Source organism: Armatimonadia bacterium, from assembly GCA_039679385.1.
Classification (GTDB): Bacteria; Armatimonadota; Zipacnadia; order Zipacnadales; family JABUFB01; genus JAJFTQ01.
Genome location: JBDKVB010000068.1, coordinates 99,777 through 115,904, shown reverse-complemented (window position 1 = coordinate 115,904; position 16,128 = coordinate 99,777). Strand labels below are relative to the sequence as shown.

At 64.8% G+C, this 16,128-nt stretch carries 12 protein-coding genes; 9 read left to right on the top strand and 3 right to left on the bottom strand.

Annotated elements, in window-relative coordinates; genetic code table 11:
• The first annotated feature begins 46 nt into the window (after positions 1-46).
• Positions 47-859: a hypothetical protein gene (locus tag ABFE16_07480; GenBank protein ID MEN6345135.1), complete on the top strand. Its 813-nt coding sequence runs from the start codon at positions 47-49 to the stop codon at positions 857-859.
• Between the two features lie 110 nt (positions 860-969).
• Here ABFE16_07480 and ABFE16_07475 read toward each other — a convergent pair whose 3' ends face one another.
• Complete coding sequence (locus ABFE16_07475) at positions 970-2,928, bottom strand: prolyl oligopeptidase family serine peptidase (GenBank protein MEN6345134.1); 1,959 nt, start codon at positions 2,926-2,928, stop codon at positions 970-972.
• Positions 2,929-3,023: 95 nt separating this feature from the next.
• Complete coding sequence (locus ABFE16_07470) at positions 3,024-3,956, bottom strand: M28 family peptidase (protein MEN6345133.1); 933 nt, start codon at positions 3,954-3,956, stop codon at positions 3,024-3,026.
• 325 nt (positions 3,957-4,281) lie between these two features.
• Between ABFE16_07470 and gatB the strand changes: the two genes are divergently transcribed.
• The 8 genes from gatB to ABFE16_07430 all read left to right on the top strand — a co-directional run bounded on the left by gatB (position 4,282) and on the right by ABFE16_07430 (position 14,815).
• The gene (gene gatB, locus ABFE16_07465) at positions 4,282-5,712 is read left to right on the top strand and encodes an Asp-tRNA(Asn)/Glu-tRNA(Gln) amidotransferase subunit GatB (GenBank protein ID MEN6345132.1); all 1,431 of its coding nucleotides are present in this window, start codon (positions 4,282-4,284) and stop codon (positions 5,710-5,712) included.
• Positions 5,713-5,777: 65 nt separating this feature from the next.
• Entirely contained in the window at positions 5,778-7,067 is a 1,290-nt protein-coding gene (locus ABFE16_07460; GenBank protein ID MEN6345131.1) for an FAD-dependent oxidoreductase, read from the top strand.
• 88 nt (positions 7,068-7,155) lie between these two features.
• Complete coding sequence (locus ABFE16_07455; protein ID MEN6345130.1) at positions 7,156-7,926, top strand: zinc ribbon domain-containing protein; 771 nt, start codon at positions 7,156-7,158, stop codon at positions 7,924-7,926.
• A 120-nt stretch (positions 7,927-8,046) separates the two neighbouring features.
• Positions 8,047-9,354 carry a sugar ABC transporter substrate-binding protein gene (locus ABFE16_07450; protein ID MEN6345129.1) on the top strand — a complete coding sequence of 436 codons (1,308 nt, stop codon included), beginning with the start codon at positions 8,047-8,049 and terminating at the stop codon, positions 9,352-9,354.
• Between the two features lie 187 nt (positions 9,355-9,541).
• Positions 9,542-10,816, top strand: a complete 1,275-nt coding sequence (locus ABFE16_07445; GenBank protein ID MEN6345128.1) for a stalk domain-containing protein — start codon at positions 9,542-9,544, stop codon at positions 10,814-10,816.
• A gap of 58 nt (positions 10,817-10,874) precedes the next feature.
• Positions 10,875-11,585 (top strand): hypothetical protein, encoded by a 711-nt coding sequence (locus ABFE16_07440; protein ID MEN6345127.1) that lies wholly within the window; start codon positions 10,875-10,877, stop codon positions 11,583-11,585.
• Positions 11,586-11,900: 315 nt separating this feature from the next.
• Entirely contained in the window at positions 11,901-13,238 is a 1,338-nt protein-coding gene (locus ABFE16_07435) for a glycosyltransferase (GenBank protein ID MEN6345126.1), read from the top strand.
• A 50-nt stretch (positions 13,239-13,288) separates the two neighbouring features.
• Positions 13,289-14,815, top strand: coding sequence for a glycosyltransferase family 39 protein (locus tag ABFE16_07430; protein MEN6345125.1), 1,527 nt, complete (start codon positions 13,289-13,291; stop codon positions 14,813-14,815).
• Between the two features lie 36 nt (positions 14,816-14,851).
• Here ABFE16_07430 and ABFE16_07425 read toward each other — a convergent pair whose 3' ends face one another.
• Positions 14,852-16,090 (bottom strand): MFS transporter, encoded by a 1,239-nt coding sequence (locus tag ABFE16_07425; GenBank protein MEN6345124.1) that lies wholly within the window; start codon positions 16,088-16,090, stop codon positions 14,852-14,854.
• Between the last annotated feature and the right edge of the window lie 38 nt (positions 16,091-16,128).

Sequence of the window (16,128 nt, the reverse complement as noted above, 5' to 3'; positions counted from 1 at the left end):
CGACCCGGCCGTTCTGGGCTCCAGGCAGAAAGGTCAGACAGCAACCATGCTCAGCTTACCTCAGGGCTCGCGGTGCGCCGTGAGCTTTGCCGCGGACTGGTCCGCAGGAGACTCACCGGACAGTCGCCAGGCCTACCTCGCCTCCGCAGCCACCCAGATCGAGGCGAACCAGGGCCGACTGCAGGTCTTCCTCGCCCCTGATCTGCTGGGGAACGCCGACGCCGCACCGTTCCTGCGCGACCTATCCGATCGCGGCCATGCCGTCGACCTGCTGGTCACCTGCACCGAGACACCAGAGGAGGGTGCTGCCCAGGCCTTGCTGACAGCCCTGAAGTCGGGGATCGAGGCCTTCGTGCAGGTCGGTCTCCCGCAGCCTGAGGGCCTGCGGCTCTCCCCCATGCGTCGACTCGGGATTCAGAAACACGAGGGCCTACAGAAGGCGGTCATGGATAGCGGCCTGGGGTTCGTAAGCTCCGACCACTCCACCAAGCAGCCGCCCGACCCGCAGGAGGTGGGCTTCGCCGACAAGAACGCGGCCATGCTCATCAAGCACAGCCAGCCGCGACTGTACCCCTCAGGCCTTCTGGAGATCCCTTGCCCGGGGTACTGCGATCGCAACTTCTTCGAGGTGCAGGGGCGACCCGTCGACGAGTGGCTGGCTCACGTCCGTGGGTGCGTCGACTTCGCCCACGACATGGGCGGGCTCATGTACGCGCCGTGGCTTGAGCTAACGGTGCTTGCCCAGAACGATCCCGAGGGTGAGACACTGCTCACCATGCTGAACCACGCCGCCGGTCGTCACGAAGGCGAAGTCGTCGCCCTGACCTATCGACAGGCAGCGGAAGGCTCGGCGCTCTGAGGGCGCTGCCTGACGAGACACGCCGGCACTTGCCTCTTCCCCATCCCCCAAAGACAAGCGGATTCCGGACACTTGGTCGCGTCCGGAATCCGCAGGCTCCCTCTGGCTTCCTACTCCCCGCAGGGCTGCATCTCGGCGTTCCAGGGCTCCACCAGTCGCAGCTTCTTTGACTTCAGCGCCGCGTAGCAGTCCGGCAGGTCCAGCACTTGCAGCACGTTTCGCGGGCACGTGGACAGCGGCCAGCGCAGCATCTCCGTCGTTGCCCACTCCGTGAAGGACACCGGGGCGTTCTTCAGCGTGACCTGCTTCACGCGTGGGTCGAGGACCGCTGCAAACACAGCCGGGACACTCCCCCAGCCGCGCCCGACGAGATGCACCTTCTTGTACCCGTAGCTCTCCATCCAGTCGAGAACCGACAGGATGTCGTGCACTCGCCAGCCGACGTAGGGCTCCCCGAACATGATCCCGAAGGAAGCATAGAAGTAGTCGCTGCCGTAGATGTTCAGGTATTGGTTCCTGCCGCAGGTGTTCGGCTGCGACTCGCCCGTTCCGCGGCAGTCTACGGTGAAGAAGGACTGCTCCTGCTCGGCGAGTTCCTTCACCAGCGCATCGGTTGCGAGGTCCTCGTCGGAGGACTGGTGCGGGACGTACAGTACTGCCTGCTTGCCCGGCGCGGGTCGCGAGCACAGTCCCTCGTCCTCCAGCTTGTACACGAGGGCCTCGATGTCCGGCTCCGTCTGGACTGCGAAGTGCGTGGCGAAGGGCCGCGGGTAGTCCGTGCGTCGTCCGACCGGCCGCAGGATCCGGTAGTCGGGCACGCCACTGCGCTTCTTGAGGGCAAGCAGTTTCGTGATGGCCTTGCGCAGGTCGTCGCCGCGCAGGGGCTTTCGCTTGTCGGCGAGTTGCTGGGCCTTCTCCGCCGTGAAGCTGAAGACCGTCCTCGGCGCGCGGTCGAGGTCTGAGACCTGCCCGGTCGGAGTCACCTGCATCTGCTCGTCGGTCTCGACGACAACGGGCGGCTCCTTGCCACTCTCCTTCTTGCCGCAGGCCTTGTTGAAGAAGGAGTACATGGCCTCCCGAAGGGGCTGGGCGAAGCCGTGGTGCGCCGGTCCCGTCACCATCGCCACGTTGTCCTCGGCGCCCAGGAGCTTGTACAGGTGCTTGAGGCGTGCGAAGGACTCCAGAGCGCCTCGCTGGTCGAAGAAGTCCTTCTCCTGGGTCAGCAGGATAAGGGGCTTGGGCGCATGCAGGCCGAAGAGGTCGTCCATGTCCATCCCAAGGGAGAGCGCCAGCGGAGGCTGCTGCTCCGAGTCGGCCGGGAGCTCGTTCTCCGCATTGCGTCGCCAGGTGGTCACGTAGCAGCCGGGACCCGCCACCAGGTAGCGGTCGTCGTTCGCCACGATCAGGCTGGTCAGTGTGCCGCCGCCGGAGTTCCCGGTGACTCCCAGACGGGTAGGGTCGACCTCCGGGCGGGTCAGCAGGTAGTCCAGGGCACGGATGCCGTCCCAGACTCGCCAGGTTCCGAAGAACTCACCGACGAGGCCCTGCTGCGAGCCCATGTGGTTATGCTCCGGGCAGCAGATCCCGACCTTCGAGCCGCCCTTGCCGTCCGGATACTGCGTCCGCTCGCCCTGGCTCACCGGGTCGTAGGAGAGCACCACGTAGCCCTTGCTCGCGAGGCCCTGGGCGAAGGACTGGTACGCGTCTGCGGCCTTCCCATTGCCGCTGTGACCGCAGGGCGCGATGACTCCGGGCATCGGGGCATCGTAGCCCTTCGGCACGTAGAGCGAGGCCGTCACCGGGAAATCGGGACGGCTCTCGAACATGACCTTCTCCACCGTGTAGGCGTCACGCTCAAAGGACCCGGTCAGCACGGGCTTCAGAGGTGTCTTGCGCGGCAGCGGCCCGAAGACCTTGCGCATCTTCTTGCGAAGCGCCTCCTGGTAGGCCAGGGCATCCTTGCGCGTGCGCATGGAGAACTTGCGCTCGTCCGCTTCCGTCTCTGCCTCCCGCACTCGCCGCATCAGGTACTGCTGCATCATCTGCGGAAACCGGTTCAGCCGATCCATCAGTGGGCCTCCATCATCTGTTGCCAAGATCGGGATTGGGTTTGGCGGGCGACGCAGGCCACGACTCCGCAACCGCCCTGCCGGTGGGTGAAGCGCTACGCTCCACGGTCCAGCTTGACGATCGCTGCCAGCACCATCTGCGTGGTCATGGCAGCGTTCGGGATATCCACGGTCTCCGCCGTGTCGGTCTCGAGGTGATAGTTCGGGTCGGCATAGGGGAAGGACCCCAGGTTGATCAGCGCCGCCGGGTAGCCGGCCTTCACATAGGACCCGTCATCGTCGCCGGGTTGAGGCCGCTGGGCCTTCCGCTGATCGAGGCCAATGCCATAGGCGTCGTTCACCTCGGCCAGGAGGTCGGCCAGGGCTTCGCCCTCGGGCGCAGCGAAGGCGCTGACGTTGATCTTCTTGCCGGCTGCGGTGTCCTCCTCCGACTTGCGGCCGACGCTGTCCATGTTGAAGACCGCAATCACCTTGTCGCCGCGGGCCTTGGCGTTGTTGGCGGCCGTTACGCTGGTCCAGGGGGTATGCTCTTCGTTGCACCAGATGAACCAGAGGCTGCGCTCGGACTCGTAGCCGCTCAGGATCCGCGCGAGTTCCAGGTTACTGACCGTGCCGACCGCGTTGTCGTTCGCACCGGGGCAGTCGATCCAGCTCTGCGAATCCTTGTGCGAGATCACCACGATGATCTCCTCGGGCTTCGTGGTCCCGACCTTCTTCGCATAGAGGTTGTAGGCGGTGTACCAAGGGTCGTCAGGTTCGGGTTTGGAGTACTGGTGGTGCGGGTTCTTGGTGATGTCCCTGCGATAGGACTGCACCTGCACGCCTTCCTTTTCAACCTCATACCCCCAGCCTTCGAGCTTGCCCTGGATATAGTCGTCGGCCTCGTAGAGGGTGCACTTCTCGTGGCCGGGCAAGGTCAGGCACAGTTTGCGCATGGGCAGCGGGTCTTTAGCGAGGTAGAACAGGTTGGCCCGCATTTCCTCAGGTTGTACGAGACCGATCAGTTCGGGGATGGGATCGCTGTTCACGGCAAGGTCTCCCGGGGCACCGTTGTAGACATCCTTGATCGTAGGCCTTGGTTCGTCGCGGTAGCGAGACGACCTCCTGTCCCTGTGAGCGACCGCGCGGGCCATCAGACACAGCCGGCGGCCTGGCCCTTGCGGTGTCTGCCTTGCACGCTCTTGGCTTGGCTGCTACAATTCACCCGACGTTAGCAAGCTCTCCGGCGCAGCGATGGTCCTTCGGGACCGATCACGTGCTGCAGTGCATCTCGCTGCTATCCCCAGGGCGAGAGCAATTGGTCGTTTGTGGCGCCTTTTACTACCTCCTGATTCCGTCTCCGGAAGTGATCGCATGGCTCTCACACCTGTAATCGGCGTGGAGGTCCACGTCGAGCTCCTCACCGAATCCAAGATGTTCTGCGCCTGCAAGAACGAATTCGGCGGCGACGCCAACAGCCGCTGCTGCCCGGTATGCGTTGGCCTTCCCGGCTCCTTGCCGGTGGCCAACAAGCAGGCCGTTGAGCTCACGATCCGTGCCGGCCTGGCCCTGGGCTGCAGGATCTGGGAGCGTGCTCGCTTCTACCGGAAGAACTACTTCTACCCCGACCTGGCGAAGAACTACCAGATCAGCCAGTACGACGAGCCGCTGACCAGCGAGGGGCACCTCGATCTCGTGGTCGACGGTGAACCCTTCACCGTCGCGATTGCCCGCGCGCACCTCGAGGAAGACACCGGCAAGAGCACGCACCTTCCGGACGGTCGCAGCCTGGTCGACTACAACCGCTGTGGCGTGCCCCTGATGGAGGTCGTCACCGAGCCCGACTTCCGCAACGCTGAGCAGGTTCGCGAGTACCTGCTGCAGTTGCGGCGCCTGCTTCGCTACCTTGGCGTCTCGACCGCCAACATGGAAGAAGGCGCAATGCGGGCCGAGGCAAACGTCAACTACATCGACTTCGAGACCGGCGAGAAGACCCCGGTCATCGAGGTCAAGAACATCGCCTCCATCACCGCCTGCTACAACGCCATCAAGTACGAACTCCAGCGCCAGCGACGCGAACTGGAGGACGGAACGCTGCCCTCCTACCGCGAGACCCGACGCTGGGATGACACCCGGGGCGCCACCTCGCCCATGCGCCGCAAGGAATCTGCGGACGACTACATGTACTTCCCGGAGCCCGACCTGATCCCCATGGCGCCGGAGCCCGAGTGGGTCGAGCAGATCCGAGCCTCCATGCCGGAGCTGCCGATGGCTCGCCAGAAGCGCTTCGTGGCGGAGTACGAACTGCCGGAGTACGACGCCGGGGTCCTCACCGAAGACCGGGCGCTCGCCGACTACTTCGAGGATCTTGCCCAGGCCTGCGGTGACGCCAAGGTCGCCAGCAACTGGGTGATGGGCAGCGTCATGGCCACGCTCAATGAGAAGGGCATCGCCGTCGAGAGCTTCAGCCTTCCCGCCGGCCAGATTGCCGACCTCATAAACTCGGTGCAGACCGGTGCGATCTCCAACAGCATCGCCAAGCAGGTCTACGCCAAGATGGTGGAGTCCGGCAAGACGGCGCAGGAGATCATCGAGCAGGAAGGGCTGACCCAGATCAGCGACACCGGAGAGCTCGAGCGGATCCTCCAGGAGGCAATCGCCGCCAACCCGAAGGCCGTCGAGGACCTCAAGGCGGGCAAGAAGAGGGCCGCCGGGGCCATCGTCGGCTTCGTCATGAAGGCCACGAAGGGCCAGGCGAACCCGCAGCTCGTCAACGAACTGCTGGACAAGGCCCTGGAAGAGTAGGTCCCGTGCTGTCTGCAGACCGCCGCTGGACGGCTCGTCCATCTGACTGACTCGGAGGTGTGCTGGTGAGTACCTTTGCGATCGACCAGTTCCCCGTTGCTCATGACGTTGACGTGGCTGTCTGCGGTGGCGGCCCTGCTGGACTGTGCGCCGCCGTTGCTGCCGCCGAGTCAGGAGCCAGCACGCTGCTGGTTGAGCATTACGGCTTCCTCGGCGGGATGATGACCGCCGGCCTCGTCAACCCCTTCATGAGCTACTGGGCGGGCAAGGAACAGATCAACAAGGGCGTCTTCCAGCGCATGATCGACTATATGCGGAAGGCGAACGCCTACGGTACGCGCCCGGACGCGAAGACCGCCTTCGATCCTGAGGTTGCCAAGCTGGTGCTCGACCGTCTGGCCCTGGATGCCGGTGTGCAGCTTCGTTTCCACGGCACCGTCTGTGCAGCGCAGGTCTCCAACCGGCGCGTCGAGCGCATCTTGCTCCAGAGCAAGTCAGGCTTCGAGGCAGTGACCGCCAGGGTCTTCGTGGACTGCACCGGCGATGCAGACTTGGCCTTCTACGCCGGCGCGAAGATTGAGAAGGGGCGTCCCGAGGATGGCCTCTGCCAGCCCATGACCGCCAACTTCCGCATGGCCGGCGTCGACGAGAAGCGAATGCCCATGCGAGACGAGATCAACGCCCTGTACGACGCTGCTCGCGAGGCCGGTGAGGTGGAGAACCCGCGCGAGAACGTCCTGTGGTTCTACACCACGCGACCCGGCGAGATTCACTTCAACACCACGCGCGTCGTGCGGCTTGATGCCACGAACGCCCTTGACCTCACCGCGGCGGAACTCGAATCGAGGCGCCAGATCAGCCAGATGATCCGGTTCCTGGTCGCCAAGGTCCCGGGCTTCGAGAACGCCTACCTCACGGCCGTCCCGGCGCAGATCGGCATCCGCGAGTCGCGTCGCGTCCTCGGCGACTACGTGCTCACCGCCGAGGATGTCCTTGCTGCCCGGAAGTTCGAGGACGGCATCGCACGCGGGTCCTATCCCGTAGACATCCACAGTCCCACCGGCGGCGGCACGGTCATCAAGCGCCTGCCCGCGGGCGAGGCCTACGATATCCCCTATCGCTGCCTGTGTCCGTTGGGCTTCGATAACCTGCTGATCGGCGGCCGCCCGATTTCCTCCGACCACGCCGCCCACTCTTCCCATCGTGTCATGCCCATCGCTGCCTGCAATGGTGAGGCAGCCGGTCTCGCGGCGGCCATGAGCGTGAAAGGCTCCACCGACATCCGCGGCATTGATGTTGCAGCGCTGCGTCAGACGCTGGCCGACCGGGGTGCAAGCATCTACGGCTTGAGTTAGTCCTGTCTTCAGCCGGGCTCAGGTCAGCTCGTGGCAGTTCGGCTCGTGCGGGCGTATCGACCTCTACACACGACTGGGGGGAACCGTTTTGGCTGGTGCGGCAGGGGGCGCCATCTTCCTGGCCGTCGGGATCCTGGGGGGCCTGCTGGTTCTCGGGGGCTGCATCTGGGGCCTGCTCGGGCTGCTCTTGATGAAGGAGATCAGCGGCCTCGAGTTCCTTCTGTACAGCGGTGCCCTCCTGGGTCTGGTGGTCTTCGGCGCCCTCGGTGCCTCCGGGCTCGGACCCCTTGGTCTTCTCCCGGCTGTGCTTCTCGCCATCGCTTTCCCTCTGTCTCGTCGCTGGGCCAACCAGCGCGGTCTGGCGAGACTCGAGCAGGAGGACATCGAGAAGTACCGACACAGCATTGCCAAGCGCCCCGAGATCCCCTACCCGTACCGCCGCCTCGCCGAGATCTACTTCCAGCGCGGAAACTACGATGTGTCGGCCGATTGGTACCGCAGATACCTCGAAGTCTCCGACGACCTCGAAGTGCAGCATCGTTACAAGCGTGTGCTCCAGCTCATGGAGCAGGCCAAGGAGAAGCAGACGCCCTGCACCGAGTGCCACTTCATCAACACGGGAGATTCGCGGTACTGCGCTAACTGCGGCGCCATGCTGCCCGGGCCCTGGGAGATCGTCGAAGCCTTCCGCGGCAAGAAGGGCCTTCGCTACCTCCAGACGGTGGCCCTGGTCTCGCTGATCGTGGGTGCCATCCTGGGCTTTGTGCTGCAACTCAACTACTTCTACATGATGCTATGCTTCCTGAATGCCGCGGGTGCCGGGGTGTACTACCTGTACAAGCGCGTCACGGCCTACTGAGGTCCGGTCGCAGCCCTTTGTCTTGCTTGTCCGGCAGGAATACGGGCCTCTGAGCGCGAAAAGTGCGCGCGGTCCGCTGCAGCCGCTCTCAACAACCCCTCTATCGTGGGAGGCCATGTCATGCCCGCTCGCTGCCTCTTGACACTACTCTCGGCCGTCCTGGCTGTCTGCCTGCTGGCCGGGTGCCCGCCGCCACCCCAGGAGAACGCTACTCCGTCGCCCTCAACGAACGCCGGCGGCGCAACCTCTCAGCCTTCCGGCGAGGGCGGCAAGATCCGCTTCCTGGCCATGGAGTACGACACGGGCACGCGCGGGTTCATGAAGAAGCTCGAAGAGGGGTTCAACCGCGACAACCCCGGCTGTGAGCTCTCCATCGAGGTCGTCGACTGGAACTCCGGCAAGGACAAGCTCAACACGCTCATCTCCAGCGGCAATCCGCCGGACCTGGTGAACGTCGGATCACGCTGGATTCCTGAGTTCGTCGCCATCGATGCCGTGGAGCCCCTGGATAGCTACGTCACCCAGGAGTTCCGCGACAAGTTCCTGCCGATTGCCCTCCAGGGCGCGCAGTATCAGGGCAAGCTCTACGGTCTGCCCATCGCCGTGTCGGCCCGCGCGCTCTACTACAACAAGGGCATACTTGACGCCGCCGGAGTACAGCCGCCCAAGACCTGGGACGAGATCATCTCGGTCTCCAAGAAGATCAACGCGCCCGACAAGGGCCAGTTTGCCTTCGGGATCCAGGGCAACAAGGTCGAGACCGACGTCTACTTCTACTACTTCCTCTGGGCCAACGGCGGCGAGATTCTCAGTGAGGACGGCAAGTCGGCCGTCTTCAACAGCGAGGCCGGCGTGCAGGCCCTGCAGTTCATGTGCGACCTCGTGAGCAAGCACAAGGTCACCGAACCGAACCCGACCGCCTATGACCGCGAGGGCCTCCAGGAGCAGTTCAAGAGCGGCAAACTCGCCATGATGATCACGGGGCCCTGGTTCTGGGGGATGCTGGACAAGCAGACGCCGAACCTCAAGTACGATCTCGCGCCGATTCCCGCATCCAAGAAGCAAGTCACGATGGCCGTCACCGACGACATCATCCTGATGAAGGGCAGCAAGAACAAGCAGGCTGCCTGGAAGTTCGTCGAGTACTTCTACCAGCCGGCCCTGCGCCAGGAGTGGGCCCAGACCTTCGGGATGCTGCCGGAACTGAAGGCCGTCGCCGAGAGCGACTTCATCAAGAAGAGCCCGCAGTGGTCCAAGTTCATGGAACTGCTGCCCACGGGCAAGTTCGTTCCGCTGCACCCGAAGTGGACCGCCGTCGAGGACGAGGTCCGCACGAGCATCCAGGAAGCGCTCATGGGCAAGAAGAGCCCCAAGCAGGCTCTGGATGAGGCCGCCCAGCGGGTCGATAAGGTCATCTCGGGTAGCTAGTCACCGTTGCAGAACGGCCTGCCTTTCGGGTGTGTCAGGGCGGTGACCAAGCCTGTCTCACCCGAGGGTCGGTTCCTTGACTTGCCGCGAAAGGCGGCATTATAATCCGCTCGTGCCTAGCCAGCCTGGACGTGGACGTCCAGGCTGTGTTCCTGCGCCAGAAACGGCCGCCGGGAGGGGTCCACTCATGAGATCGCGCCTCTTCGTCACACTCACACTTGCCCTTGCCCTGCTAACCTCCATCGTCTACGCCCAGATTCCACGTCCTTCCGCCGGTTCGCCCCAGGTTCTGGCACGGATCAACAAGTTCAACGTCACCTGGCCCTACTTCAACCACGTCGTTGAAGGTCAGTTCGCGCGCGAGATACTCGACAGCATCATCCGTTCCCGTGTCATCGAGGATGAGGCACGCGTTCAGGGTGTGACAGTCTCCCAGGAAGCCGTCACCGCCCTGCTCGACACGCAGAAGAAGTCCTATGCGTCCGAGGAGGACTTCGACTACCACCTCCAGGAGATGGGCTATACCCTTAAGGCCTATCGCGAGCACCTGCGCCAGCAACTCATGGTCAGTGCGCTGATGGAGAAGGACAGCGTCGTCAGCGACGCCGCGGCTAAGGCCTACTACGATGCTCACAAGGCCGACTTCGCCGCCCAGACCGAACTCCACCTGCAGGTCATTCCGACGGAATCGCAGCAGGACGCCCTGGTCGCCTATCGTGCGTTGCTCGAGGGCACGCCCTGGGAAGTTGCTGCCAGGCGCTACGGTGTGCAGCCGCTCCCGGGCAAGGACGGCGACCTCGGCTGGGTCTCTGCGGCCACCTGCCCGATTGCAGGCCTCTGGGAGCAGGCAGCGGCCCTCAAGGTCAAGGACGTCAGCACACCCTTCGAGCTCGACGGCAAAGCCTACCTCGCCCTCGCCGGTGAACGTCGCGAGGCCGGCACCAAGCCCTTCGAGGCCGTGAGAAGCGACATCAAGCTCCGCCTGCGCGAGGACAAGGGCGTCAGCGAGGCCGACTACGTGCAGAGTCTGGTAGCGAAGGCCGACATCCTCATCCCCTGGCCTGCGCTTTCCTACCTGGAGAAGGAGTACCGCGCGTCGAAGGGCCTTCGCGTTGCGGTTGACGGCAAGGTGCTGCGCCTCAGCCCCGAGCCCATGGTCGCCGCTGATGGCGTGATGCTCGTGCCTGCAAAACCCGTCCTTCAGGCCATCGGCGCCACGCTGGTCTGGCACTCCGGCGCCAAGATCCTCGAGATCACCCGCGGCCAGGCAAACGTCAAGATCTCCATCGGCGAGCGCATGGCCAACATCAACGGCCAGCTCAAGGATATGAAGACCGCAGCCGCTATCAAGGACAACGTGCTGTACATCCCGCCGCGTGCTGTCCTGCCGGAGCTTGGCGTCACGGTCGAGTACAACTCCCTGGCGCGCCTACTATCGGTCAGTACCGTTAGCGCGAAGTAGCCATACGCGTTTCGGCGGCTCTGATAGGCCCACCACACACGCACCAAGGGGGCTTCACATGATGAGACGAGTACTTGCGCCGCACTACCGCCTTCGGGCTGTCCCCTGTCTCACCCTTGCTCTTGCGATTCTGGCAGCCACGGGTCTCGCCTACCGTGAGACCCCACGGGCCACGAAGGACCCGGCCCAGATCGCCGCACAGGTACGAGCGGCTCTGCGGGTGGCAGATCAGGAGTCGAAGGTCAAGCTCGACGGCGTCGGCATCCTCTGGCTCACCGATAACGAGGATACCTGGACCGCCGGCTTCATGGAGCAGATCAAGAAGTGGGTCGCTGCCGGGCATGTGTGCTGGATGGACGTGGAGCTGGGCTCCCGCTTCGGGGCGAACCATGTTTCCGGCGGCACAACCGACGTGGCTGTGGTTCCCGCCGGGGCACAGAACCACCCTCTCGCCGCGGGCGTCAGAGCGGTCCGAGCCGCCGACACCTTTGAGGCGATGCAGACCGTCCCCGACGGTGCCCGGCCGATTCTCGTGAGTGCCTTCCGGGCCGAGCACGTTGTCGCCGCTGCCTGGCCGATCGGGAAGGGGCTCATCGTCTTCCGTCCGCGACCCCGTCCTGACGAGATCACCTGGGCCATCAAGTGCCACCGGCGGTGGATCGAGCCGGACCTGCTGGATGGTGCGGCCTTCCTGAACAATCTCAACCTTGTCAGTCTGGACACGCTGAGCAAGGCCGGTTTCCCGCTGCGCACCGCGCCGGCGCCCTAGCTCAGCAGGCAGACTTGGCGGCAGGACGCCTGGGTCGTTGCTCCAGATGCCCTGCACAAGGATAAGCAAGGGGCGCGAGGCGGAACCTTTCCTCTCGCGCCCTGTTCTTTATGACTCGTGAACACGCGCTGTGTCAGGGGACCTGGGCACAAATCGCTGCACTTGGCAGAGCGGCGGCAAGCCCAGGCTTCCCTTTCCGGCTGAACCCTGTCTCCTCGGGGTGGGGAACTCGTATTGTCTGACCCGGCTCGGTCGCGCCAGATTGACCCACTGCGAGTACTGCATGAGCGGCCCCTTGAGTGTGCAGCTCATACCTTGGACCCGCGCCAGGCCGTCTTGCTTGGCGTCGGGCTTGTGGTTCTCCTCCTCGGCCTGATCCTCGCCCTCATCCCCACGCTCATCGTACTGAACGCTATCGTCATCACCTTCTACATCCTGCAGTCGGTGTACAAGTTCTTCCTGGTCTGGCGCTCGCTCGGACAGAAGGCCGAGGTTCAGGTCTCCCCCGGGGACCTGACTGCGGTGCCCGATGGCGCCCTTCCCACCTACACGATCCTGATCCCGCTGTTTCGTGAGTCGGCGGTGCTGGCAAAGCTCGTGAAGGGCCTCAGTGATCTCGACTACCCCCCCGAGAAGCTGGAGATCATGCTCCTGCTGGAGGAGGACGACACCGAGACCCGGCAAACGGCGGACGCCATGACGCTCCCGCCGCAGTTCCGCAAGGTGGTCGTCCCCACGAGCCAGCCGAAGACCAAGCCGAAGGCCTGCAACTGGGGCCTGGACCTTGCGACCTCCGAGCTGCTGGTCATCTACGACGCCGAGGATCTCCCCGAGCGTGACCAGCTTCGGAAGGCGGCAGCAGCCTTCCGCAAGGTGCCCGATCAGGTTGCCTGCCTGCAGGCGAAGCTGAACTACTTCAACCAGCGCCAGAACCTGCTGACCAAGTGGTTCACCGCGGAGTACTCCGTGTGGTTCGACCTCTTCCTCCCGGGGCTCACTGCTTCTGGTGCGCCGATCCCCCTGGGCGGCACCTCAAATCACTTCCGCGTCGCCCCCTTGCGCGAACTCGGCGGCTGGGACCCCTACAACGTCACTGAAGACTGCGACCTGGGCGTGCGCCTTCACAAGCACGGCTGGCGCACCGCGATGATCGACAGCACCACCTGGGAGGAGGCCAACTCCTACTTCTGGGGCTGGATCCGCCAGCGCTCGCGCTGGGTGAAGGGCTACCTGCAGACCTACCTGGTGCACAGCCGCAGACCCCTGGAGCTCTTCCGGCAGTTGGGTCTCCGCGACTGGTTCTCCTTCCAGATGACCGTCGGCGGCTCGACGCTCTGCTTCCTGCTGAACCCAGTGTACTGGCTCCTCACCCTTCTGTGGCTCATAACGCGCTCCAATGTGATCGACGCCATGTTCCCCGGCGTCATCTACGTGGCCGGCGTCTTCTGCCTGCTGGTGGGGAACTTCGTCTTCGTCTACCTGAACGTCGCGGGATGCATGAACCGGGGGTACTACGACCTGGTCAAGTACGCGCTCCTCACGCCGATCTACTGGCTCATGATGAGCTGGGCGGCCTACAAGGCCTTCGGCCAGCTCATCATCAACCCGCACTACTGGGAGAAGACGCAGCACGGTCTCGTGAAGAGCTCTTGACCGGCACTGCGTCGTCACCGGCAGCTCTTTCGCAGCCCACACCCGTCAGCATGGCAACTGAACCGACCCACACGAATCCGGTCAGGCGTCTGGAGGCCTGGAGCATCTTCGCTCTGGCGGCAGCCGTGTGCCTCCGTGCTGGCCTTGAGGCCCTCCAAGCGGGAGCTGCCGACCTCGACGCCCTATCAGCGCTCTCCCATGCGCTGGATGTGCTGCACAAGGACCCGCGCTTCAACCTCGCGCTGGTCGGCTTCGGCAATCCGCCCTTGACTGCCCTGCTGTACCTGCCTCTGGGTGCGCTGTCGACCGCCCTTGCCACCTCGGGCCTGGCTTGTCCACTTCTCGGCAGCCTTCTGCTCGGCGGCTGTGCGGTGCTGCTCAACTCCTTGTCAGCCCAGGAGGGGCTCCCCCGCCGGCTTCGCTGGCCGCTTGTGGCCTGCTTCGTCGGTCATCCCATTGTCTTGAGCCTCGGAGCGCTCGGCAGTCCCGGGGTACTTCTGGCCTTCACCGCGCTAGGTGCTGCCTGGGCCCTGATGCGCTGGGCACGCGCCGAAGGGTTCCGGGATCTGCTCACCTGCTCGCTCTTCCTCACCGCCGCGGTCCTCACTCGCTACGACGCGATCTGGCTGGTGATCACCGCCACCGCTTACGTGGCCTGGCGCACTCGCAAGGAAGGCTGGGCACGGATGGAGGGCACGCTCCTTGCCTTCCTGCTCCCGCTGGGCTACTGCGCCCTGGTGTGGGTTGGCGCGAACTGGGCGATCATGGGCGATCCGTGGCACTTCTGGCGTCTGACCGTGGCTCGCGAGACCGCGGGAGTCTACTGGCTGTCCTGGGCCGGTGCGATTGCGGCTGTCGCCGTGCTCTGCTGCCCGCCCGTGGTCGGGCTGGTCTTCCATGAGGTCCGTCGGCGGGGAAACGGCCTGCCAGGACCTCCCTCCGGACGGCCCGGCGCCTGGCTCGTCCTCGGAGCAGGAATCGGCGCAGCCCTGACACCGGCCTGGCTGTCGGGCATCGGTTCCTCGGTGTGGACGCAGCTTCAGACCTTCGGGGTCATCGTAACGTGCGTGGGTCTGGCGCTGATCGCGCCGGTACTCGGGGCATACCTGCGGGGTGCCTCCGCCAGTCGACGCGGACCCGTGCTCGCGTCGGCGCTGCTCGTAGTGGTTGGTGTCGTGCTTGCGGGCTGGTTTACGCTGGCAAGGGGCACCGGACTCCCGGTCAGTCCGCTGGAGGCAGTGACCGGGACGCCCGCCTTCGCGGTGGACGTTCAGGCGGAGCGCCAGGCCGGTCAGGTGATCGCCGACAGCCTCACGCCGCAGCGCAAGGTGTACCTTCTCGGCGGTCCGCGTTTCGCTGTCTCCCTCTTCGCGGGACGACCGCCGCAGACGCGCTACCAGGAGGTCGACGACATCGCCTCCCTGCCGATCCAGTCAGGCGACCTGCTTGCGCTGAACTCCGCCATCGGCCCGGAGGCCTTCCGCTCGGCGCTGGAGCGCAAGTGTCTGCGTGCCGTCCCATTGCTGGGCGATGCAGGCACTCCGTGGCGAGTGCGGCGCCTCGAGCGAATTCCCTGAGGGCCACCAAGACCTGCGCCACTTCCACAGCGCTCGCTAGGCTGTCTCACTCGCCGACTTCGCTGAGCCGGTGGTCCTCGGAATGCCGAAGGCAACCAGTCCCGCGACCAGCGGGAGCCAGATGACCCATCCGAGAGCGTAGTCCACGCCGTGCCGGTCCGCGAGGAAGCCCAGCAGCGGAGCGACGAGACCGGCGAAGCCCCAGGCAAACCCCATCCCGAGGGAACTCGCAAGACTCGTAGCCCGTGGCAGCAGCTCCTGCGTATGGGTGATGTTCACGGCCTCCGCTGCCCGCAGTACCATCCCCAGTGTGAACAAGGCCAGGAACAGGCACGCGAGGCCAGGCCGCTGTGTGGACTGCAACGCAAAGTACACGCACGCGGGGCTCAGAAGCATGGAGACGATCGTGATGCCGCGCCGCCCGAGACGGTCGGAGATGTGGCCACCGATCATGCTGCCGATCGCGCCGCCGGCCGTGAAGAAGAACCCCGAATACCCGCCGGCCACCAACTGACGCCCCTGGGCCGCGAGCAGCAGCGGCAGGAAGTTGCAGAAAGCCACCACCGTCGAGGCCCGCAGGATCATCACCAGCGCCAGGGGCAGCAGCTTCCCAAGATGCGGCAGCACATCCTGACGGAAGTCGAACCCCTGGTCGGCCGACTGCCGGCTGTCACGCGACCCGGTTCCCCACAGTAGCACCGCGGTGAGGATGCCTGCCGGCGCTGCATACAGCAGACCCTTCGTGCTTCCGACCAGTTCGCACAGGTACGGGCTGAGCAGATACCCGGCGGCCATGCCTACCGAGCCGCCGGCGGTGAAGACACCCATGCCAAGGGCCTTGCGCCCGCCCGATACCTTGACTGCCAGTGCCCCGGCGCGTGGGTGATACACGGAGACCCCGAGGCCGCCTAACACCAGGAACGCCACGAACCAGGTGAGGTTACGCGTGTAGCCCACGGTGCAGAAGAACACGGTGGCGACGAGCGTCGCGACGCCCAGAATCCGGCGGGGATTCCAGCGGTCGATCAGGTAGCCGAAAAGCGGCTGGCTGAAGTTCGTGGTGAGGCCCCACCAAAAGGTGATGAGGCCGATGCCGGACATCGTCAGCCCGAACTGCTGCCGAACCATCGGCCAGATCGGGGCGATGGCATTCGCCAAACCGTCATTCACGCCGTGACCAAGGGCAAGCACCGACAGGTGGCCCACACGTACCGATCGTCCCTGAGGGGCCGACGGCGTTTCGGCGCCCTGGGTTACCTCGTCTACTTCCTGCATGATCGCTTCTCCCAACTCGCAGGGAGGATTCCCTGCGA